18 protein-coding genes are annotated in these 21,606 nt (G+C 74.9%); 8 read left to right on the plus strand and 10 right to left on the minus strand.

Annotation, left to right across the window (positions count from 1 at the left end; translation table 11 throughout):
- Window positions 1-2: 2 nt before the first annotated feature.
- A complete protein-coding gene (locus tag ABZ621_RS04930; RefSeq protein WP_360600735.1) occupies window positions 3-1,451 on the minus strand; it encodes a penicillin-binding transpeptidase domain-containing protein in 1,449 nt (482 codons plus the stop codon).
- A gap of 144 nt (window positions 1,452-1,595) precedes the next feature.
- Window positions 1,596-2,366, minus strand: a complete 771-nt coding sequence (locus ABZ621_RS04935; protein WP_169085987.1) for an IclR family transcriptional regulator — start codon at window positions 2,364-2,366, stop codon at window positions 1,596-1,598.
- Window positions 2,367-2,508: 142 nt separating this feature from the next.
- Between ABZ621_RS04935 and ABZ621_RS04940 the strand changes: the two genes are divergently transcribed.
- The 3 genes from ABZ621_RS04940 to ABZ621_RS04950 all read left to right on the plus strand — a co-directional run bounded on the left by ABZ621_RS04940 (window position 2,509) and on the right by ABZ621_RS04950 (window position 6,026).
- A complete protein-coding gene (locus ABZ621_RS04940) occupies window positions 2,509-4,002 on the plus strand; it encodes an aldehyde dehydrogenase (NADP(+)) (RefSeq protein ID WP_360600737.1) in 1,494 nt (497 codons plus the stop codon).
- A 142-nt stretch (window positions 4,003-4,144) separates the two neighbouring features.
- Window positions 4,145-4,855, plus strand: coding sequence for a DsbA family oxidoreductase (locus ABZ621_RS04945; RefSeq protein ID WP_360600739.1), 711 nt, complete (start codon window positions 4,145-4,147; stop codon window positions 4,853-4,855).
- Between the two features lie 100 nt (window positions 4,856-4,955).
- Window positions 4,956-6,026: an aminotransferase class V-fold PLP-dependent enzyme gene (locus ABZ621_RS04950; protein WP_360600741.1), complete on the plus strand. Its 1,071-nt coding sequence runs from the start codon at window positions 4,956-4,958 to the stop codon at window positions 6,024-6,026.
- A gap of 22 nt (window positions 6,027-6,048) precedes the next feature.
- On the opposite strand, the gene ABZ621_RS04955 is transcribed toward ABZ621_RS04950, so the two are convergent.
- A complete protein-coding gene (locus ABZ621_RS04955; protein WP_360600743.1) occupies window positions 6,049-6,552 on the minus strand; it encodes a MarR family transcriptional regulator in 504 nt (167 codons plus the stop codon).
- A 132-nt stretch (window positions 6,553-6,684) separates the two neighbouring features.
- On the opposite strand from ABZ621_RS04955, the gene ABZ621_RS04960 reads away from it, so the two are divergent.
- Window positions 6,685-7,755: an alkene reductase gene (locus tag ABZ621_RS04960; protein WP_360600745.1), complete on the plus strand. Its 1,071-nt coding sequence runs from the start codon at window positions 6,685-6,687 to the stop codon at window positions 7,753-7,755.
- Window positions 7,756-7,813: 58 nt separating this feature from the next.
- On the opposite strand, the gene ABZ621_RS04965 is transcribed toward ABZ621_RS04960, so the two are convergent.
- Window positions 7,814-8,911, minus strand: coding sequence for an aminotransferase class V-fold PLP-dependent enzyme (locus tag ABZ621_RS04965; protein WP_360600829.1), 1,098 nt, complete (start codon window positions 8,909-8,911; stop codon window positions 7,814-7,816).
- Between the two features lie 101 nt (window positions 8,912-9,012).
- Between ABZ621_RS04965 and ABZ621_RS04970 the strand changes: the two genes are divergently transcribed.
- Window positions 9,013-10,098: an amidohydrolase family protein gene (locus ABZ621_RS04970; protein ID WP_360600747.1), complete on the plus strand. Its 1,086-nt coding sequence runs from the start codon at window positions 9,013-9,015 to the stop codon at window positions 10,096-10,098.
- 1 nt (window position 10,099) lies between these two features.
- Here the strand turns inward: ABZ621_RS04970 and ABZ621_RS04975 are convergent, their stop codons facing one another.
- Window positions 10,100-10,669: a GNAT family N-acetyltransferase gene (locus ABZ621_RS04975; RefSeq protein ID WP_360600749.1), complete on the minus strand. Its 570-nt coding sequence runs from the start codon at window positions 10,667-10,669 to the stop codon at window positions 10,100-10,102.
- Window positions 10,666-12,768 (minus strand): penicillin acylase family protein, encoded by a 2,103-nt coding sequence (locus ABZ621_RS04980; RefSeq protein WP_360600751.1) that lies wholly within the window; start codon window positions 12,766-12,768, stop codon window positions 10,666-10,668. Before ABZ621_RS04980 ends, ABZ621_RS04975 begins: the two co-directional genes overlap by 4 nt.
- 103 nt (window positions 12,769-12,871) lie before the next feature.
- On the opposite strand from ABZ621_RS04980, the gene ABZ621_RS04985 reads away from it, so the two are divergent.
- On the plus strand, window positions 12,872-13,591 hold the full coding sequence (locus ABZ621_RS04985; RefSeq protein ID WP_360600753.1) for a siderophore-interacting protein: 720 nt from the start codon (window positions 12,872-12,874) through the stop codon (window positions 13,589-13,591).
- A 277-nt stretch (window positions 13,592-13,868) separates the two neighbouring features.
- Window positions 13,869-14,897 (plus strand): SCO1860 family LAETG-anchored protein, encoded by a 1,029-nt coding sequence (locus tag ABZ621_RS04990; protein WP_360600755.1) that lies wholly within the window; start codon window positions 13,869-13,871, stop codon window positions 14,895-14,897.
- Window positions 14,898-15,042: 145 nt separating this feature from the next.
- Here ABZ621_RS04990 and cobC read toward each other — a convergent pair whose 3' ends face one another.
- Complete coding sequence (gene cobC / locus ABZ621_RS04995) at window positions 15,043-16,677, minus strand: Rv2231c family pyridoxal phosphate-dependent protein CobC (protein ID WP_360600757.1); 1,635 nt, start codon at window positions 16,675-16,677, stop codon at window positions 15,043-15,045.
- Between the two features lie 6 nt (window positions 16,678-16,683).
- Here cobC and ABZ621_RS05000 point away from each other — a divergent pair, with 6 nt between their 5' ends.
- A complete protein-coding gene (locus tag ABZ621_RS05000) occupies window positions 16,684-17,460 on the plus strand; it encodes a ZIP family metal transporter (protein ID WP_360600759.1) in 777 nt (258 codons plus the stop codon).
- Window positions 17,461-17,462: 2 nt separating this feature from the next.
- On the opposite strand, the gene ABZ621_RS05005 is transcribed toward ABZ621_RS05000, so the two are convergent.
- From ABZ621_RS05005 to ABZ621_RS05015, 3 genes are read right to left on the minus strand one after another with little or no spacing between them, the layout of a single operon-like run.
- A complete protein-coding gene (locus ABZ621_RS05005) occupies window positions 17,463-18,803 on the minus strand; it encodes a cobyrinate a,c-diamide synthase (protein WP_360600761.1) in 1,341 nt (446 codons plus the stop codon).
- Window positions 18,797-19,405 (minus strand): cob(I)yrinic acid a,c-diamide adenosyltransferase, encoded by a 609-nt coding sequence (gene cobO / locus ABZ621_RS05010; protein ID WP_189950455.1) that lies wholly within the window; start codon window positions 19,403-19,405, stop codon window positions 18,797-18,799. Before cobO ends, ABZ621_RS05005 begins: the two co-directional genes overlap by 7 nt.
- The gene (locus ABZ621_RS05015; protein ID WP_360600763.1) at window positions 19,405-21,432 is read right to left on the minus strand and encodes a putative cobaltochelatase; all 2,028 of its coding nucleotides are present in this window, start codon (window positions 21,430-21,432) and stop codon (window positions 19,405-19,407) included. The genes cobO and ABZ621_RS05015 overlap by 1 nt, the downstream gene beginning before the upstream one ends.
- Between the last annotated feature and the right edge of the window lie 174 nt (window positions 21,433-21,606).

The following is a 21,606-nucleotide window of genomic DNA, read 5'->3' on the forward strand; positions in this document are numbered from 1 at the left end:
CGTCACTTCAGGGCCGCCGCCATCATCTTCTGCGCCACCGGCGCCGCCAGACCGTTGCCGCTGACCTCGGAGCGGGCCGCGCCCGAGTCCTCGATCAGCACGGCCACCGCGACCTGCTTCCCGGTCGACGGGTCCTTGGCGTAGGAGGTGAACCAGGCGTACGGCGTCTTGCTGTTGTTCTCGCCGTGCTGCGCCGTGCCCGTCTTGCCGCCGACCTCCGCCCCGGCGATCGCCGCGTTGGTGCCGGTGCCCTGCTCCACCACCGTCACCATCGCGCTGCGCAGCTGCTCGGCGGTGGCGGAGGAGACGATCCGGGTGGCGTCGCCGTCCTCGAAGGACCGCAGCGCGTCGCCGTCGGAGTCGACGACCTCGGAGACCATGTGCGGGGCGGCGAGCTGCCCGTCGTTGGCGATCACCGCCGAGACCATCGCCATCTGGAGCGGGGTGGCGGTCACGTCGAACTGCCCGATGCCGGTGAGCGCCGTCTGCGCCTGGTCCATCCCGGACGGGTAGACGCTCGCGTAGGCCCGGACCGGCACGTCCAGCTCGTCGTCGTTGAAGCCGAACTTCTCCGCCATCGCCTTCACCTTGTCCTGCCCCAGGTCGGCGGCCATCTTGCCGAAGACGTTGTTGCAGGAGTAGCGCAGCGCGGTGCGGATCGTGGCGTTCTCGCAGGGCGCGGAGGCGTTCTCGTTCTTCAGGACGGTCCGGGTGTTCGGCAGGGTGTACGGGTCCGGGCTCGTGGTCGGCACGTCGACGGAGGAGTACAGGCCGTTCTCCAGGGCGGCGGCCGCGACGACCAGCTTGAAGGTGGAGCCGGGCGGCAGCGGCTGCCGCAGCGCCCGGTTGACCAGCGGCTTGTCGGGGTCCTCGGTCAGCTCCTTCCAGGCGTCGCCGTCGTGCGTGCCCGCGATGTCCGACGGGTCGTAGGAGGGGGTGGAGACCATGCCGAGGATCCGGCCGCTCACCGGGTCGATCGCGACGGCCGCGCCCTTCTTCTTCCCGAGCGCCTCGTAGCCCGCCTTCTGCACGGCCGGGTCGATCGTGGTGACGACCGTGCCCGGCTTCTGCTGCTTGCGGGTGACCGCGTCCACCGGGTTCTTCAGCCGGTCGTCGGTGCCGTCCAGGATCCCGGAGTAGATGCCCTCCAGCTGGGTGGCGCCGTACGCCTGCGAGCTGTAGCCGGTGACCGCCGCGTACAGCTCGCCGTCGGTGTAGCTGCGCTCGTACGCGAGGTCACCGCTCCGGGTGCGCTCGGAGCCGGTGACCGGCGAGCCGGCCACCACGATGTTCCCGAGCGGCTGCGCGTACTGCGCGATGGTCTTCCGCCGGTTCTTGCTGTCGTTCGCGAGCGCCTTGCCCTCGTACGCCTGCACCCAGGTGGCCCGGCCGAGGAGGGCGAGCACGAGGAGCAGCGCGAAGACCGAGGTGCGCCTGATCGTCTTGTTCATGGCACCTGGAGGGACGAACGGGGCGGCGGCGGACGTTCCGGTTGTGGTCCGATTCTCAGGAAACGTTCATCCGGGACCGACGGGATCGAAGGGGCCGAACGGTCACCCGGGCCTCGGGTCCGGGCCCGGGGCGCCCGGTCCCCGTCACAGCCGCCGCGTCGCCAGCGTCAGCCGGTCGCGCGCGTCGAAGAGGGCGTCCTTGATCAGCTGCTCGTGCGCCGGGGTCAGCCGGGCGGCCGGCACCGAGCAGCTCAGCGCGTCCCGGGCCGGGGACCGGTAGGGGATCGCCACCGCGAAGCAGCGCAGTCCCAGGGTGTTCTCCTCGCGGTCCACCGCGTAGCCGAGCTCGCGCACCCGCGCCAGCTCCTCGATCAGCCGCTCCCGGTCGGTGATCGTGTGCTCGGTCACCGACGGCAGCTCCTTCGGGAGCAGCTCCCGCACCTGCTCGTCGTCGTGGCCGGCGAGCAGCGCCTTGCCGAGCGCCGTCGAGTGCGCGGGGAGCCGCCGGCCGACCCGGGTGAAGGGCCGCAGGTGGTGCTGGGACTGGCGGGTGGCCAGGTAGACCACGCTGGTGCCGTCGAGCCGGGCGAGGTGGACGGTCTCGGTGGTGTCGTCGGAGAGCCGGTCGAGGGTGACGCGGGAGGCCGCCACGACCTCGTCGCCGTCGATGTACGAGGTCCCCACGAGCAGCGCCCGCACGCCGATGCCGTACCGCGTGCCGGTGGCGTCGGTCTCCACCCAGCCCAGGTCGACCAGGGTGCGCAGCAGCATGTACAGGCTCGACTTGGGGTAGCCCATGGTCTCCTGCACGGCGGCCAGGGTGTGCATCCCCGGCCGTCCGGCGAAGAACTCCAGGAGCTCCACCGTCCGCACCGCGGACTTCACCTGCGCACCGTTCGCGTCGGCACCCGCCATGTCCCCGCCCTTCTCGCCGGACTCCCGGACGACCCTCTGTCTCCCGGGCGACCTTGTGGGAACGCCCGTGGCGTCCCTAGAGTCCACCCTGAAGCGTTCATGCACAAGAACGGCGTTCATCATAGTGAACAGGGGTGTGGTCGTGTCGGCAGCAGCAGTGTGGAGTGTGGACCCCCGGACGGGGAAGCCTCGCGAGCGGGTCGGCACGGAGGCCACGGCCGCCGACGTCGACCGCGCGGTCCGCGCCGCGCACGCCACCCGGGAGTCCCTCGCCGACCGCGCGGTCCGCGCCGCCTTCCTCAGGACCGCCGCCGACCTCCTCGACGCCTCCGCCGACGAGGTCGTCGCCACCGCCGACGCCGAGACCGCCCTCGGCGCCCCCCGGCTCACCGGCGAACTCGCCCGCACCAGCGGCCAGCTCCGGGCCTTCGCCGCGGTCGTCGAGGACGGCGCCTACCTCGACGTGCGCATCGACCTGCCCGACCCGTCGGCCGTGCCGCCCCGCCCCGACCTGCGCCGCTGGAAGATCCCGCTCGGCGTCGTCGCCGTCTACGCGGCCAGCAACTTCCCGCTCGCCTTCTCCGTCCCCGGCGGCGACACCGCCAGCGCCCTCGCCGCGGGCTGCCCCGTCGTCGTCAAGGCCCACCCCGACCACCCGGCCACCTCCGAGCTGGCCGCCGCCCTGCTGCGCCGCGCCGCCGTCAAGGCCGGGCTGCCCGAGGACGTCGTCGTCCTCGTGCACGGCTTCGACGCGGGCGTCGGGCTGGTCCGCCACCCGCTGGTCGCGGCCGTCGGCTTCACCGGTTCCGTACGCGGCGGCCGGGCGCTCTTCGACGCCGCCGTCGCCCGCCCCGTACCGATCCCCTTCCACGGCGAGCTCGGCTCCCTCAACCCGGTCGTCGTCACCCCCGGCGCGGTCGCCGAGCGGGCCGAGGAGACCGGCGCGGGCCTGGCCGGCTCCATGACCCTGGGCGCGGGCCAGTTCTGCACCAAGCCCGGCTTCGTCCTGGCGCCGGCGGGACCCGACGGCGACCGCTTCCTCGCCGCGCTCACCGAGGGCGTCGCCCGGGCCGGCGCCGCCGTCCTGCTCGACCACCGGATGCGGGCCGCCTTCGTCGACGGCGTCACCGAGCGGGCCGCCCTCGACGGCGTCGAGGCCCCCGTCGTCCCCGGCGCCGCCGACGAGCACACCGTCACCCCCGGCGTCCTCGCCGTCGACGCGGCCCGGCTCGCCGCCGGCGAGCACGCGCTCCTCCTGGAGGAGTGCTTCGGCCCCGTCACCGTCGTCGCCCGCTACACCGACGAGACGGAGATCGCCGCCGTCCTCGGCCGGCTGCCCGGCAACCTCACGGCGACCCTGCACTGCGCCGACGAGGACCCCGCCGCCCCCGGCCTGCTCGCCGCCCTCACCCCGCTCGCCGGCCGCGTCCTCGTCGGCGGCTGGCCCACCGGCGTCGCCGTCGCCGCCGCCCAGCACCACGGCGGCCCCTACCCCGCGACCACCTCCACCGCCACCTCGGTCGGCGCCACCGCCATCGAACGCTGGCTCCGCCCGATCGCCTACCAGTCCACCCCGCAGCACCTGCTCCCGCCGGAGCTGCGCGACGACAACCCGCTGGGCGTTCCCCGGCACTGACCCGCCCGACCGGGCCCACGGGCCGGAGCACGGCGCCGCGGCCCGTGCTCCGCCTCACATCGGGGGCGAAAGCGGAATGAAATCCGCCGGGGCGGGCGTTGCGCGCAGGAGAGACCCCACCCGCCCCCGGAGAAGGAAACCCATGCGCGTCGAGATCTGGTCGGACATCGCCTGCCCCTGGTGCTACATCGGCAAGGCCCGCTTCGAGAAGGGACTCGCGGCCTTCGCCCACCGCGAGGACGTCGAGGTCGTGCACCGGTCCTTCGAGCTCGATCCGCACCGCGCCAAGGGCGACACCGGGCCCGTCCTGGAGATGCTGGCGAAGAAGTACGGGCGGACGCTCGACGAGGCCCGCGCCATGGAGGCGCACGTCGCCTCCAACGCCCACTCCGAGGGTCTGGAGTACCTCGCCGACGGCCGCGACCACGGCAACACCTTCGACATCCACCGGCTGCTCCACCTCGCCAAGGAGCGCGGCCGGCAGAACGAGCTCCTCGACCTCGCCTACCGGGCCAACTTCGCCGAGGAGCGGTCCGTCTTCGACGCCGGGACCCTGGTGACCCTCGCCGTCGAGGCCGGGCTCGACGAGGCCGAGGCGCGCGCCGTCCTCGCCGACGAGACCGCCTACGCCGACGCCGTGCGCGCCGACGAGCGCGAGGCCGCCGAACTCGGCGCCAACAGCGTCCCGTTCTTCGTCCTCGACCGCCGCTACGGCGTCTCCGGCGGCCAGCCCGCCGAGGTCTTCACCCAGGCCCTGGAGCAGGCCTGGCAGGGCCGCGCCCTCCAGCCGGTCGGCGCCGCCGACGCGGAGGCCTGCGGTCCGGACGGCTGCGAGGTCCCGCCGCGCGACTGACCGGTCCCACCGGCCTGACCTGCGGAGATAAGCGGCGCTTGGGGGTTCCCCATGATCGAACGGCATTGACGGGCGGTCGTGGGGAGCCCAGGGTGGGGGCATGGATTCCCTCGATGACTCCCTCGATCTGCCGCTCGGCGGCGCCGAGTTCGCCCCCACGCGGACCTATCTGAACACCTCCGCCTGCGCGTTGCTGCCGCGCCGCACCGTCGCGGCGATCACCGCCCTCGCCGAGGAGACCGCCGACGGGCGGGCGGGCGGCGCCGGCAGCTTCGACGTCGTCGACGAGGCCCGGGCCTCCTTCGCCCGGCTCGTCTCGGTCGCCCCCGAGCGGGTCGCGGTCGGCAGTTCGGTCGCCGTCCACGCCGGGATGATCGCCCAGTCGATGCCCGCCGGGGCTGAGATCCTCTTCCCCGAGGGCGACTTCTCCTCCCTCATCACGCCCTTCACCGTCCGCGGCGACCTGAAGGTCCGCTTCGTGCCGCTGGAGCGGCTCGCCGAGTCCGTCCGCCCGGAGACCGCCCTGGTCGCCTTCTCCGCCGTGCAGTCGGCGGACGGGCGGACCGCCGACTTCGCCGCCGTCCGCGCCGCCGCCGCGGCCCACGGGGCCCGCACCCTGCTCGACGCCACGCAGTCCGCGGGCTGGCTGCCGCTGCGGGCGGGGGAGTGGGACTACACGGTCGCCGGTGCCTACAAGTTCCTGCTCTGCCCGCGCGGCGCCTCCTTCCTCACCGTCACGGAGGAGGCCCAGGGCAGCCTGCTGCCGATCCACGCGAACTGGGTCACCGGCGAGGAGCGGTGGGTCAACAGCTACGGCCCGGTGCGGGAACTCGCCCGCTCCGCGCGCCGCTTCGACGAGCCCGCGGCCTTCCTCTCGTACCACGGCGCGGCCGCCTCGCTCGCGCTCCTGGAGGAGGTCGGCATCGAGCGGATCGAGGCCCACGACAAGGGGCTCGCCGCCCGCTTCCGCGCCGGGCTGGTCTCGCTCGGGCACGAGCCGGTGGCGGACGACTCCACGGTCGTCGCCGTCCCGGGTCTCGGCCACCGCGCGGACGCCCTGGAGGCGGCGGGCATCGTGCTCTCGGACCGCGCCGGCCATCTGCGGGCCTCGTTCCACCTGTACAACACCGCGGCGGACGTCGACCGCGCCCTGGACGTCCTGGCGGGCTGAAAGCCCCCGGGGGGCCGGGAGCTCAGCAGTCGATCGGCGGGCAGTCGCCCGCGTCGCCCGCCTCCGCGCGCAGGTTCTCCGCGAGGACCCCGAGGAGGCGGGCCAGCTCGGCCCGCTCGGCCGGGTCGAGGCCGGCCAGCGAGCTGGCCTCCAGGTCGGACCAGGCGTTCTCGACGCCGGCCTTCAGCGCCTGCCCCTCCTCCGTCGCCTCGACGAGCACCGCCCGCCGGTCGGCGGGGTCGGGGGAGCGGCGCACGTATCCGCACTGCTCCAGGCGCTGGAGCATCTTCGTCACGGTCGACGGGTCGAGGCCGAGCGACTGGATCAGCTCCGACTGGCGGGCCGCGCCGCGGTCCCACAGCCGCATCATCATCAGCTCCTGGCCCGGGTAGAGACCGAGCTCGCGCAGCCGGCGCCCCATGGCTATCCGGTGGGTCCGGGAGACCCGGGCGAGGGTCATGCCGACCGGGCCGCCGCGCGCGGCGGACGGCAGCTGCTCGGTGCAGGCGGGTTCGACTGCGGTCATCAGGGGCTCCTCGGGGCGGCTCTACCTCCCTCAGGGTACCGCGAGCGGGCATTTGCTTGGCTGGCCAATCAATGCGTACAGTGGCGGCGGGCCACATGCTTGGCCGACCACATATTATTTCGGGAGACCGTCATGACCACCGCCTTCGACCCCGTAGACCTCGCCGGCACCCGCCTCGCCAACCGGATCGCCATGGCTCCCATGACCCGCAGCCGGGCCGACGGCCAGGACCGCACCCCGACGGCGATCGTCGCCGAGTACTACGCCCAGCGCGCCTCCGCGGGACTGATCATCAGCGAAGGCATCCAGCCGGTCGCCGAAGGCCAGGGCTACCCCAACACCCCCGGCCTGCACAGCCGCGAGCAGATCGCCGCCTGGCGCGAGGTCACCGACGCCGTCCACGAGCGCGGCGGCCGGATCTTCGCCCAGCTCATGCACTCCGGCCGGATCGGCCACCCCGATCTCCTCGACGGCGACCTCCACCCCGTCGGCCCCTCGCCCGTCGCCGCCGCCGGCCAGGTCTACACCCACGAGGGCCCCAAGGACTTCGTCACCCCGCGCGAGCTCACCGGCGACCAGGTCCACGAGGCGGTCGCCGGCTTCGCCGCCGCCGCCCGCAACGCCGTCGAGGCCGGCTTCGACGGCGTCGAGATCCACGGCGCCAACGGCTACCTGATCCAGCAGTTCCTCGCCTCCGGCTCCAACCACCGCACCGACGAGTGGGGCGGCTCCGTCGAGAACCGCGTCCGCTTCGCCGTCGCGGTCGTCAAGGCCGTCGCCGCCGAGATCGGCCCCGAGCGCACCGGCCTGCGCATCTCCCCGGCCAACACCCTCAACGACATCGCCGAGACCGACACCGAGGAGCTCTACTCCGCGCTCCTCACCGCGATCGAGCCCGTCGGCATCGCCTACCTCCACGTCCTGGAGACCGCCCCGGAGCGCCGCCCGCTCGTCCTCGACCTGCGCAAGCGCTTCGCCGGCACCTTCATCCTCAACCCGGCCACCGGCGCCGACCCGACCGGCGCCGAGTCCCTCGCCCTGATCGAGGACGGCACCACCGACCTCGTCGCCTACGGCCGGCTCTTCATCGCCAACCCCGACCTGCCCGCCCGCCTGAAGGCCGACGGCCCCTACGCCACCCCGGACCCCGCCACCATGTACGGCGGCGGCGCCCAGGGCTACGTCGACTACCCCGCGCTGTAGGGCGCGGACACGCGGAAGGGGCGGGGGTCCGGACCCCCGCCCCTTCCCCGTACCGGAACTACCAGGCCGCCGTGACCGCCCGGCGCGCGCCCTCCAGGTCCACCGTCAGGCCCGCCTCGCCGAGCACCGCGCCCAGCGCGGCCAGCGAGGACTGCACCGCGTTCGGCGTCGCGTCGGGCCCGTAGTGGTTCACCCGGACCATCTCCTTCGCCAGCGCCCCGCCGCCCGCGATGACCGGCAGCGACGGGTCGGCGGCCAGCGCCTTCGCCACCAGCTCGGAGGCGTCGAGCCCGGCGGGCACCCGCAGCGTCGTCGCCACCGGCGCCGCGTCCCCCGCCTCGTACACGTACGGCTCCAGACCGCCGCCCAGCGCGAGGGCGCCCGCGCGGGTCGCCGCCGCGGCCGAGGCGTGCCGGGCCATCAGCGCGTCCAGGCCCTCCGCCTCGATCCGCTCCACGCACGCCTCCAGGGCCAGCATCTCCAGCTGCGCCGGGGCGTGCAGCAGGGCCTTGCGGCCGCCGTCGATCCAGCGCTCCTTCCAGTCCAGGAGGGAGAGGTACGAGCGGCGCGGGGCGGCCGGGTTGGCGGCGAAGCGCTCCCAGGCCCGCTCGCTCACCGACACCGCCGAGACGCCCGCCGGGCCGCCCATCGCCTTCTGCGCGCCGATGATGCACATGTCGACGCCCCAGGCGTCCGGCAGGACCGGCTCGGCGCCGATCGAGGCCACCGCGTCCAGGTAGAACAGCGCACCGTGGGCGCGCACGACCTCGCCGATCTCCGCGACCGGGTTGGTGTTGCCGGTGGCGGCCTCCGCGTGCACCAGCGAGACGAAGTCGATCTCCGGGTGCTCGGCCAGCGCCCGCTCCACCTGCTCGGCGGTGACCGCCGTGTGGAAGGGCACGGCCAGGTCGACCACGGTCGCCCCGCAGTCGCGCAGCCAGTTCCCGAAGGTCTGCCCGTACGGACCGGTGACCACGTTCAGCGCGGTCGAACCGGCCCGCGCCCCGCTGCGGATGCACCCCTCCAGGGGCAGCAGCGCCTCGCCCTGGGTGATCACCACGTCCTGCTCGGTGGAGAGCAGCGCGGCGACCCGCCGCTCGATCGACGCGAAGTGCGCGGCGGTCATCGGAGCCAGGTCGAGCAGCGGATGTGTCACGGTCACGGTGGTGCCTTCTCGGGGTCGGTGGTACGGCCGGTGGCCAGCGTACGCCCACCGTTCCCCGGTGCCCCCGCATCCCGCGGCCGTACAGTGCAGCCATGAGCGATCACGAGGTGTTGCACGTGAAGGGGCGGGTGCTCGTCGGCCCGGAGGACGTGCGGGACGAACTCTGGTGCGTGGACGGGCGGATCACCTTCGAGCGGCCCGCCGGGGAGGCCGTCGTCGTCCAGGGCTGGGCGCTGCCCGGGCTCGTCGACGCGCACTGCCACGTCGGGCTCGACCGCCACGGCCCCGTCGACGAGGTCACGGCCGAGAAGCAGGCGCTCGCCGACCGGGACGCCGGGACCCTGCTCATCCGGGACGCCGGCTCGCCCTCCGACACCCGCTGGATCGACCAGCGGGAGGACCTGCCGAAGATCATCCGGGCGGGCCGGCACATCGCCCGCACCCGCCGCTACATCCGCAACTACGCCCACGAGATCGAGCCCGCCGACCTGGTGGAGTACGTGGGCCGGGAGGCCCGGCGCGGCGACGGCTGGGTCAAGCTCGTCGGCGACTGGATCGACCGCGAGGTCGGCGACCTCACCCCGTCCTGGCCGCGCGCCGAGGTCGAGGCGGCGATCGCCGAGGCGCACCGGCTCGGCGCCCGGGTCACCGCGCACTGCTTCGCCGAGGACTCGCTGCGCGACCTCGTCGAGGCGGGCATCGACTGCGTCGAGCACGCCACGGGCCTGACCGAGGAGACGATCCCGCTCTTCGCGGAGCGCGGGGTGGCCATCGTGCCGACCCTGATCAACATCGCGACCTTCCCGCACCTCGCCGACGGCGGCGAGGCCAAGTTCCCCCGCTGGTCGGCCCATATGCGCCGGCTGCACGAGCGCCGGTACGACACCGTCCGCGCCGCCTTCGACGCCGGGATCCCGGTCTTCGTCGGCACCGACGCGGGCGGCTCCCTCGCCCACGGCCTGGTCGCCGAGGAGGTCGAGGAGCTGACGAAGGCCGGCATCCCGGCGCTCGACGCGCTCTCCGCCACCACCTGGGGGGCCAGGGCCTGGCTGGGCCGCCCCGCCCTGGAGGAGGGCGCCCCCGCCGACCTCGTCGTCTACGACCAGGACCCGCGCGCGGACGTCCGCGTCCTGGCGGCGCCGCGGCGGGTCGTGGTCGAGGGCAGGATCATCGCCTAGCTCAGGCGGCGGCCCTGCGGAGGAAGGCCAGCCGGGCCTTCTTCTCCGGGATGAAGACCTCCGGCAGGTCGACCTCGGGGAGGACGACCTCCGGGCCCAGCTCGAAGCCGGCCCGCGCCATGCGGGCGACGGCCTTCTCGTTCGCCGCGTCCGGCTCCACCACGATCCGGGTGTGGTCGCGCAGGCAGAAGGCGACGAGAGCGGAGAGCAGTCCGGCGGTGAAGCCGGGGGACGGGGCGGTGCTCGGGGCGATGAAGAGGTGGCAGCCGATGTCGCCCTCCTCGACCTCGTAGCACTCGCTGACCCGGTCGGCCTCGGGCTCGTACGTCTGGAAGATCGAGACCGGCGCGCCGTCGACCTCCACGAGGAACCCGTGGTGGGTGGTGAGCGAGTCCAGGTGGGCGTAGACGTCCCTGACCTGCTCGACGGTGGTGCCGTTCATGCCCCAGAAGGAGGCCCGCTCCTCGTTGACCCAGGCGTGGATGAGCGGGGCGTCGGCGTCCGGGACGATCGGTCGGACGGCGACGGTGCCGAGGCCCTCGACGGCGTGGACGTAGACGGGGGTGGTCATCCCTGCTCCTTGGTGAGGCGGTTCCAGTCGGTGGTGACGGGGGCGAGCTCGCCCCGCAGCCACAGGGGGAGTTGGTCTTCGTGGTGCGGGTCGCCGGCCACCCCGGAGGCGCCGAAGGGCACGATCCAGCCGCTGCGTTCGCGGTCGGCGAGGTCCCACACGTAGCGGGCGGCGGACGCCCGGGCGCTCCGGTCGGTGTAGCCGGGGACGCTGGAGGTGGAGAGCACGCAGTCGTGGTCGCCGCCGAGCCCCGGCCACCGGTCGTCGTCCGGGTGGGGCAGCGCCTGCCAGGGCGCGAGCCGGTGCGTGGTCCCCCAGGCGGCCGGCGGCTCGCCCGCGCCGGTCTCCTCCAGCGCCTCCCGCACGATCCGGTCCACGTCCGGGGCGGGTACGGGTCCGGCCACCAGCAGGGTCTCCAGGGCGAGGCCGACCCGGGGGCCGAGGTACAGCCACGGGCGGAACACCTCCGGGTACGCCCCCGGTTCGCGCAGCCCCGCGAAGACCCCGTGCGCGGCGAGCCGCCGCACGACCGCGCCCCGCACGGCCGCGTAGAGCCCGGCGTCGGCGCTGTCGGCGTCCATCCGCCGGTCCCAGGCCAGCAGCCGCTCCCGCACCCGGCGGGCGGCGGCGGAGAGCTCCGCTCCGGCGCCGTCCCCGGCGGGGCCGCCCGCCGCCTCGACCGCGGCCAGGAGGCGGGCCGCCGCGCGGTTGCCGGTGTCGCGGTGGACGGCGGTCGTGGTGTCCGGGGTCCAGGCGGCGGAGGCGGCGAGGAGCTCGGCGATGCGGTCGGCGCGGTGCGGGGGCGCGAACTCGACGCCGAGCGGCGCGGCGATGCCGCGGGCGTTGGCCATCACCGCGTATCCGTCCGTCACGCCGGCCCGGGGCAGCGGCGCGGGCTCCGGCTCCCAGGCGTGCGCCGGCTCCCAGGCGGGCACGGGCCGCAGGGAGTTGGCCCGGTCGCGTACGGGCACGTGCCCGGCGACCCGGTGCAGCAGCCCGCCGTCGGTGTCGGCGGCGAGCACCACGTTCACCGGCTCCACCCAGGCGTCGAGCGCCGCGTCGACGTCGGCGACGGTACGGGCGGCGAGCAGGCGCGGCAGGGTCTCGAAGCCCAGCCGGCCGGTGACCCGGGGCACGTACCGCAGGCTCAGCCCCTCCCACTCGGCGCCGGCCGCGTCCGGCTCCTCGCCGGTGATCACCGGGCCGCGGCCGGTCTCGACGACCTCGACGAGGACCGGCTCGCCGCCGGCGACCTCGACGGTCTCGGTGTGCGCGGCGGCCGGGCGCCAGCCCTCGGGGCCGTACGCCTCCACGCCGCCGCCCTCGGTGCGCCGCAGCCGCTCCCGGTAGAGGTCCTGGTAGTCGGCCATGGCGTTGGTGATGGCCCAGGCGACCGGGCCGGCGTGCCCGAAGTGGGCGAGCCCGGGGACGCCGGGCACGGCGAGGCCGACGACGTCGTACGCGGGGCAGGCGAGCCGGATCTGCTGGTAGACGCCGGGCGCCTCGATGAAGCGGTGCGGGTCGCCGGCCACCAGGGCGGCGCCGCTCGCGGTCCGCTCCCCGGCCACGAGCCAGCCGTTGGACCCGGCCGTGGCCGGCCCGTCGGCGGCGAAGAGCTCGGTCCACTCCTCGCCGAGTCCGGTGGCGACCTGTTCGCGCCACAGCTTCGTCGGGAAGCCGGCGAAGAGGATGTGGGTGGAGAGCCAGACGGCCAGCGGCGTCCACGCCTCCCAGCGGCCGGGGACGAGCCCGGTGGCGGCGAACTCGGGGGCCCGGCGGGCCCCTTCGGCGAGGCCGGCGTTGACCCCGTCCGCGTACGCCCGCACCCAGTCCGCGGTCTCCGGGTCGCTCTCCTCCAGGCGCGCCAGGCAGCCGCGCGCGGTGTCGGCGAGCCGGGCCCGGCGGACGAAGGCGTCCCAGCCGGCCTCGGCGGCGCCGAGGAAGGAGGCGCTGGTGCCGCGGGCCCGGTGGCGCTCGACCTCCAGCTGCCAGGCCCGGTCCAGGGCGGTCACCCGGCCCTGCGCGAAGGCCAGTTCCTCCGGGTCCGCCGCGCGCAGATGGGGGACGCCGTACGCGTCCCGGTAGACCTCGATGCTCACCCTTACCGATCCCGTCCGTGTGCTTTCAGGTGCCGTTAGGTTAGGCTGACCTAAATTGATCGTCGACCCAAGGTAACCCATGGGTTCGGGGGAGGAGTGCGCGGTGGGTCACGGGTGGCAGGGCGCCGTTCTCAAGCTGATGGGCGCCAAGGACTTCACGTTCACGGTCACGGGGGCCGAGCAGGTCACCGAGGACTACCGGCGGGTCCACTTCACGGACGGCGGGCTGCTCGCCGCCGCCGGGGTGCACCCCACGATGTGGGTCCGGATCTGGTTCGCGAACGCCGGGAAGCCGCACCAGCGCGCCTACACCCTGGTCGACCCCGACCGGGACGCCGGCACCTTCAGCCTGGAGTTCGCCCTCCACGACGGCCCCGCCAGCCACTGGGCCCGCGACTGCGCCCCGGGCGACACCGTCGAGGCCACCCTCCAGGGCACCGGCTTCGAGACCCCCGAGCCCCGGCCCGAGCGGCTCCTCGTCATCGGCGACCCGGCCTCGCTGCCGGCCGTCAACTCGCTTCTCGACGCCCACCCCGACCTCCCGGCCACCATCTGGTTCGAGACCCAGCACGCCTCCGACGAGGAGCTGCCCTTCCGGGTCGACCCGGGCCGCCACGAGCTGCGCCGGATCCCCCGGCAGCGCTCCGGCGCCGGCCTCGTCGAGCGGGTCAGGGCCGAACTGCCCGCGCTGGCGGGACCGGAGGCGTACGTGTGGATCGCCTGCGACACCGCGACGACCCGCGCCCTCGCCGGGTACGTCCGCAAGGAGCTCGCGCTGCCCAAGGAGCGGGTCCACGCGCTGGGCTACTGGCGCCCCAGCTGAACCGTTCCGCCCCGGCGTGACGTTGACGATCCGTGACCCCGTCGGGGCGCGGATCGTTTTCCTGCGCGACGCAGGGGACTACCGGTAACGGTTGTGTCGAAAAAATTCGAAAATGAACACGGAAACCCCCCTTTGGAGTGAACTCACGTCAGGCGACTGTCGGTTCACTCTCCGTGCGTAAAGATTCCGGTGTCCCAGTCGCCGCAGCCGCGCGAAGCCACCGTCCCCGTGGCGAGCGGCCGGCGACGCCATGCCTTTTCGTGGGGGTTCCACCACCTTGAACAGCAACACCTTCCGTGCGCCCGTCCGCCGCACCGCGGCCGCCGCGACCGTCGTCGCCCTGGCCGCAGGACCCGTCCTGCTCGCGGCCCCCGCCGCGCAGGCGACGGACGGAGAGCGCCGCGAGGGCCGCGCCACCGCCGCCGTGCTGCGCACCGGGCTCGACGTCTCCCTCCTCGGCGAGACCGTGAGGATCCCGGTCCGCGCCTCGCTCAACGAGGTCGAGGCGCCCGAGAGCGAGAGCGAGACCGCCCTCAGCGTGAAGGTCCAGGGCGCGGAGGGCGGCAAGCCCGTCGACATCCTCACCGCCGACGTCGCCACCTCCACCGCCACCGTCGACGAGCGCAAGGCCGAGGGGTACGTCAACCTCGCCAAGGCCCGCGTCCACGTGCCCGGCCTGCCCGCCCTCGCCCTCATCGAGGTGGAGAAGGTCACCTCCAAGGCGGTCTGCGAGACCGGGAAGAAGCCGGTCGCCGAGTCCAACGTCCTCGGGCACGTCCGCGCCCTCGGCAAGAAGATCACGCTCACCGCCGGCGGCCGCACCGAGATCGACGTGCCCGCCGTCGGCCGGATCACCCTCGACCTCTCCCGCACCGGCACCACCTCGCGCACCGCGGCCGCCACCGCCCTGGAGCTCGACGTGGAGGTCAACCCGCTCAACCTCGGCGTCGCCAAGGTCAAGGGCAAGGTCACGCTCGCCGAGGCCACCTGCGAGACCCCCGACGCCCCGGCCCCGACCGAGAAGCCGACCGAGAAGCCCACGGAGAAGCCCACGGAGAAGCCCACCGAGAAGCCCACGGCCGAGCCCACCCAGGAGCCGACCGGGCAGCCCTCGCCGCAGCCCACCGAGCCCCAGGGCGACGGCGGGATCAAGACGAACAACGGCGGCTCCGTCCCGACGCAGAACCTCGCCGAGACCGGCGGCAGCTCCGCCACCCCGTACATCGCGGGCGGCGCCCTCGCCCTCGTCCTCGCCGGCGGCGGCGCCGTCGCCCTGACCCGCTTCCGCGCCCGCGCCCGGGGCTGACCGCCCGAGGGGGAGACGCGTCAGGGGGACGCAGGGGGAACCGGCCCGGGGCGGGCGGTGGGCACGACGCCACCACCCGCCCCGGGCCGCCCCGCGTGGTCGTACGGCCCCGAGGGCATCGGTCGGGGCCCTACGGCCCCGAGGGCTAGCCCCCCAGCAGGAGGGCCTGGTCCAGCGCCTGGAGGAAACGATTCGTCGTCGCCCGGTCCCGGACCGCGAGCCGCAGCCAGTGCCGGTCGAGCCCCGGGAACGTGTCCCCGCGCCGCGCCGCGAACCCGAGCAGCCGCAGCCGCTCCCGCACCGCGTCCGCGCCCTCGATCCGGATCAGCACGAACGGCCCCTCGGCCGCCGCCACCGTCCGCACCTCGTCGAACTCCGCGAGCCCCGCGAGCAGATGCGCCCGCTCCGTCCCGATCCGGTGCGCCGCGTGCTCCGCCTCCGCCAGCGCCGCCCGCGACATGCACGCCTCCGCCGCCACCAGCGCCGGCGTCGACACCGGCCACAGCGGCTGCGCCCGCTCCAGGAGCGCCACCGTCTCCGGCTCCGCGAGCACGTACCCGATCCGCAGCCCCGCGAGGCCCCAGGTCTTCGTCAGGCTCCGCAGCACCACCAGGCCCGGCAGGTCCGTCCGCCCGGCCAGCGACTCCCGCTCGCCCGGCACCGCGTCCATGAAGGCCTCGTCCACGACCAGATACCGCCCCGGCCGGGCGAGCGCCGCGATCGTCTCCGCCGGATGCAGCACCGACGTCGGGTTGGTGGGATTGCCGATCACCACCAGGTCCGCGTCCTCCGGCACCGCCGACGGGTCGAGCCGGAAGCCGTCCTCCTCGCGCAGCAGCACCCGGCGCACCTCGTGCCCGGCGTCCCGCAGCGCCGCCTCCGGCTCGGTGAACTGCGGATGCACCACCACCGGCCGGCGCACCGGCAGCGCCCGCGCGAGCAGCACGAAGGCCTCCGCCGCGCCCGCCGTCAGGAGCACCCGCGCCGGCGGGAGGTCGTGGCGCTCGGCCACCGCCGCACGGGCCGACCGCCCGTCGGGGTAGTGCGCCAGACCCGTCAGGGAATGGGCGATCCGCTCGCGCAGCCAGTCCGGCGGGGTCGCCGTGCGGACATTGACCGCGAGGTCGACGAGCTTCTCGTCGCGGACCTCGGCGTCGCCGTGATGGCGCAGGTCGTGGGCGTGGGTGCCCGTGTCGGGGCCGTCCGTGTGGGTGTCCATGTCCGCCGTCGTGTGGGGGGTGGGGATGTGGGGTGTGCCAGGCTCGCCAGCGATGTACCCGCACGTCAAGGGCAACAACCGTGCGACGGACGTCACTTCGTGCGAACGAAACGGGACATTCATCGCGATTGCGCAGGTCACGCGGCGTGATTTCCGCTTCGGCACCAGCAGGACCGCCCCCGGCCCCGCCGCCCGCAGCGCCGCCGCCTCCGCCACCGACGCCGTCCCCGTCGCCGCCCGAGGCACCTCCGACGGATGCGGCACGGCCACCCCGGCCAGCTCCTCCGCCGCGAACCCGGTCACGGGCACCCCGAACCGCTCCGCCGCCCCCACGATCCCCGGCTCCCGCACGCGCGCGTGCAGGGTCGCGAACCCCACCACGCGCGCGTGCCCCACGAAGCGCCCGGATCCCACCACGCGCGCGTGCCCACCACCGGCCGCGCCCGCACCGGTCCCCGCCTCCGCGAGCGCCTCCCGGACCAGCGCCAGGACCTCGTCCCGTGTCGCGCCCGAGCGGACGCCGACACCGATGTGCAGACCCGGCCCCCCATCCGCTACCAAGGGGCCATGGCTGTGCTCGTCGCGCTCGGCGCGTTCCTGATGACGCTCTTCGGCGGCTGGGTCGCGCAGCGCGTCACCGACCGCCGGCACCTCGTCCTCGGCCTCGCCGGCGGGCTCATGCTCGGCGTCGTCGGACTCGACCTGCTGCCCGAGGCCCTGCAGGCCGCCGGGGAGGAGGTCTTCGGCGTCCCCCAGGCCCTGCTGCTCTTCGTCGGCGGCTTCCTCTTCGCCCACGTGGTGGAGCGCCTCCTCGCCACCCGCCGGGCCGCCCACGGCGCCGACACCGGGGAGAAGGCGGGGCGGAAGCCGGGAGGGGGACCCGGGGAGAAGGCGAGGGAGCGGACCCCGCAGGTCGGGCTCGTGGCGGCCGGCGCCATGGTGCTGCACAGCCTCATGGACGGCATCGCGCTCGGCGCCGCCTTCCAGGTCGGCGGCGGCATGGGCGCCACCGTCGCGCTCGCCGTCGTCACCCACGACTTCGCCGACGGCTTCAACACGTACACGCTCACCAGCGTGTACGGGAACGAGCGCCGCAAGGCCCTCGCGATGCTCTTCGCCGACGCGCTCGCCCCGGTCGCCGGCGCCGCCCTCGCCACCCTCCTCACTCTTCCGGAGGAACTCCTCGGCAGCTATCTCGGCTTCTTCGGCGGCGCCCTGCTCTACCTCGCCGCCGCCGAGATCCTGCCCGAGGCCCACCACGAACACCCCGCCCGCACCACCCTGCTCTGCACGGTCGCGGGCGTCGGCTTCATCTGGCTCGTGGTGGGGCTCTCCGGCGGCTGAGCTCACGCGCAGTGCCCGACGAACCGCGCGGCGATCCCCGGGGCCCCCGCCCAGTGGGTGTGCACATAGCTCGCGTGCACCCCGCCCCGCACGAAGCCCTCCACCCGGGGCTCCGGCTGCCGCAGCCCCCAGGCCGCGAACTCGCCCGCGCCCGGTTCGATGACCGTGCGGTGGAACTCGTGCCCGCGCACCCGCGTCCCGGCCGCCGCGAGCACGCTGTCGCCGACGGCCACCGCGTCCCGGTACCCGAGCGTCAGCCGCTCCGACATCCGCGCGTCCGCGTCGAGGACCCCGCACATCGGCGTCCCGTCCAGCGACCGCGCCAGGTACAGCAGCCCCGCGCACTCGGCGGCGACCGGCGCCCCCGACGCGGCGAGCTCCGCCACGGCCTTCCGCAGCGGCTCGTTGGCGGCGAGCTCCGCCGCGTACATCTCGGGGAACCCGCCGCCGATCACGAGCCCGCGCGTCCCCTCCGGGAGGGTCTCGTCCCGCAGCGGATCGAAGGTCACGACCTCGGCGCCCGCGGCGGTGAGCAGCTCCGCGTTCTCGGCGTACGAGAACGTGAACGCGGCCCCGCCGGCGACGGCGACGACCGGCCGGCCCCCGGCCGGGGGCGCCACGACGGACGGGCTCCACTCCGTCGTGGACAGCGGCGGCGCCGACCGGGCGAGCGCGAGCAGCCCCTCCAGGTCGCACCCGGCGAGCACCTGCTCCGCCTGCGCGGCCACCGCCTCCACCGCCTGCGCCTGCCGCTCGGCGACCGGGATCAGACCCAGGTGCCGCGAGGGCGTGGCGACGGCGGGAGCCCGCCGCAGCACGCCGAGGACCGGCACGCCCGACTCCTCCAGGGCCTCCCGGAGCAGCGCCTCGTGCCGGTCGCTGGCGACCTTGTTGAGGATCACCCCGCCGAGCCGCACCTCCGGGTCCCAGGACGCGAAGCCGTGCACGAGCGCCGCCACCGAACGCGACTGCGAGGACGCGTCCACGACGAGCACCACCGGCGCCCGCAGCAGCTTGGCGACCTGCGCGGTGGAGGCGAGCTCGCCCTGGCCGGCGGCGCCGTCGTACAGCCCCATCACGCCCTCGACCACGGCCAGGTCGCAGCCGCGCGCACCGTGCGCGAAGAGCGGCGCGACCAGCTCCGTCCCGCACATGTACGCGTCGAGGTTGCGGCCCGGGCGGCCGGTGGCGAGCGCGTGGTAGCCCGGGTCGATGTAGTCGGGCCCCACCTTGTGCGGGGAGACGGCGAGACCGCGGGAGGCGAACGCGGCCATCAGGCCGGTCGCCACCGTGGTCTTGCCGGCTCCCGACGAGGGGGCCGCGATGACGAGACGCGCTACCACTCGATGCCCCGCTGGCCCTTCTGGCCGGCGTCCATCGGGTGCTTCACCTTGGACATGTCGGTGACGAGGTCGGCGAAGTCCACCAGCTCCTGCGGCGCGTTGCGCCCGGTGATGACGACGTGCTGCTGCCCGGGACGGTCCCGCAGCACCTCCACGACCTCCTTGACGTCGATCCAGCCCCAGTGGAGCAGGTACGCGAACTCGTCGAGGACGTAGAACTTGTACCGCTCCTCGGCCAGGTCCCGCTTGACCTGCTCCCAGCCCTCGCGCGCCTTGTCCTCGTGGGACTGCTCGCCCTCGGCGACCTCGCGCTGGATCCAGGACCAGCCCTCGCCCATCTTGTTCCAGGTGACCGTGCCGCCCTTGCCGGTCTCGCCGAGCGCCTTGAGGGCGTTCTCCTCGCCGACCTTCCACTTGGCGGACTTCACGAACTGGAACACCCCGATCGGCCAGCCCTGGTTCCAGGCGCGCAGCGCCATCCCGAAGGCGGCCGTCGACTTCCCCTTGCCGACGCCCGTGTGCACCATCACCAGCGCCCGGTTGCGGCGCTGACGGGTCGTGAGGCCGTCGTCGGGCACGACGGTCGGCTGTCCCTGCGGCATTAAGCGGCCCTCCTGACAGAGCGGTTGACTTGTGCTTCCCGTACGAGCCCGGCGATCGCGTCGGCCCGCAGCTCGTCCAGCGTGACGGCGGTGCCGCCCAGATCACGGGCGAGGTTCCCGGCGAGACCGAGCCGCACCGGGCCCGCCTCGCAGTCCACGACCACGGCGGCCGTGCCGTCGGCGGCGTGCAGCCGCGCGGCCCGCGCGGCGAGGCCCACCGGGTCGGGCCCGCCGCCGGTCGCCCGCCCGTCGGTGACGACGACGAGCAGCGGCCGGCGCGAGGGGTCCCGCAGCCGCTCCACCCGCAGCACGTCATGGGCCTTCAGCAGCCCGTCGGAGAGCGGCGTACGCCCTCCGGTCGGCAGCTCCTCCAGGCGGGCGGCGGCCGCGTCCACGGAGGACGTCGGCGGCAGCGCGAGCTCGGCGCCGCGCCCCCGGAAGGTCACCAGGCCCACCTTGTCGCGCCGCTGGTAGGCGTCGAGCAGCAGCGACAGCACGGCGCCCTTGACGGCGCCCATGCGCTTGCGGGCCGCCATCGACCCGGAGGCGTCCACGACGAAGAGCACCAGGTTCCCCTCGCGCCCCTCCCGCACCGCCTGCCGCAGGTCGTCCCGGCGCACCACGAGCCCCGCCCCGGACCGCCCGCGCGCCCGCTGGTGCGGGGCGGCGGCCCGTACGGTCGCGGCCAGGTGCAGCTTGGTCAGCGCGCCCCGGGGCCGGGTGGAGCCGGTGGTCCGCCCGTGCTCGGTCCGCGCCCGGGACCGTCGTCCGGCCGCCCCGTCGCCGAGTCCGGGCACGCTGAGCATCTTCGTACGGAACGGCTCGCCGGCCTTCACGGCGGCCCGCTCACCGCCGCTCCCCCGCGGAGCGGGTGCCTGCGCGGGAGTCTCCTCCGGTACGTCACCGGCCTCGGGCGCGTCCCCCTCACCGCCCTGCGGCGGCACTCCACCGCCACCACCGGGCCCGCCGTCCCCCGGCCCGTCGGGCCCCGGGTCGGGATCGTCGTCGTTCTCGTCGCCCCTGAACTGCTCCAGGGTCTCGTCGAGCTTGTCCTCGTCGAGGCCGGGCGCGTCGAAGGGGTTGCGCCGCCGCCGGTGGGGGAGCGCGAGCAGCGCGGCCTGCCGCACGTCCTCGGAGGTGACCTCGTCCCGCCCCGCCCACGCGGCGAGCGCGGTCGCGGTCCGGGCCATCACGATGTCGGCGCGCATGCCGTCGACCTCGAACGCGGCGCAGGTGGCGGCGATCTGGAGCAGCACGGCGTCCCCGAGGGACACCTTCGGCAGCAGCTCCCGCGCGGCGACGATCCGCTCCCGCAGCGCGGCCTCCTCGCCGGCCCACCGCTCGGCGAACGCGGCCGGATCGTCCTCGAACGCGAGCCGCCGGCGCACCACCTCGACCCGCTCCTGCGGATCGCGCGAGGCGGCGACCTCCACGGTCAGCCCGAACCGGTCGAGCAGCTGCGGCCGCAGCTCGCCCTCCTCGGGGTTCATGGTCCCGACGAGCAGGAACCGCGCGGCGTGCCGCACGGAGACGCCCTCGCGCTCGACGTGGGAGGCGCCCATGGCGGCGGCGTCGAGGAGATGGTCGATGAGGTGGTCGCTCAGGAGGTTGACCTCGTCGACGTAGAGGATCCCCCGATGGGCGGCGGCGAGCAGCCCCGGCTCGAACGCCTTCACGCCCTCGGCGAGCGCGCGCTCGATGTCGAGCGCTCCGACGAGCCGGTCCTCGGAGGCCCCGACGGGCAGCTCGACCATCCGCGCGGGACGCGCGTCCGACCCCCCGTCGGGGTGGGGCCCGTCCGGGCACCCCGGGTCGGGCGAGGCGGGATCACAGCTGAAGCGGCACCCGGCGACGACGGCCACCTCGGGCAGCAACTCGGCGAGCGCGCGCACGGCGGTGGACTTGGCGGTCCCCTTCTCCCCCCGCACGAGGACTCCGCCCACGGCCGGGCTGACGGCGTTGAGCAGCAGCGCGAGCCGCAGGTCGTCCATGCCGACGACGGCGGTGAACGGAAAGCGGGTGCTCATCGGGCGATCACTCCTCGGAAAGACAGGGATGCGGCTTCGTCGTGCTGGGGTCCCGCGCCGCGGCGCACCGACCGTGGTTCCAGGGCGGGGACGCCCCCCACGCACCCGGCGGCCGCCGACGGCGGGCAACCGCCCACGGGGGCCACCCGCGCGGCTCGCCCGCGCGGCGCCCTC

Source organism: Streptomyces sp. NPDC007863 (assembly GCF_040633895.1).
GTDB lineage: Bacteria > Actinomycetota > Actinomycetes > Streptomycetales > Streptomycetaceae > Streptomyces.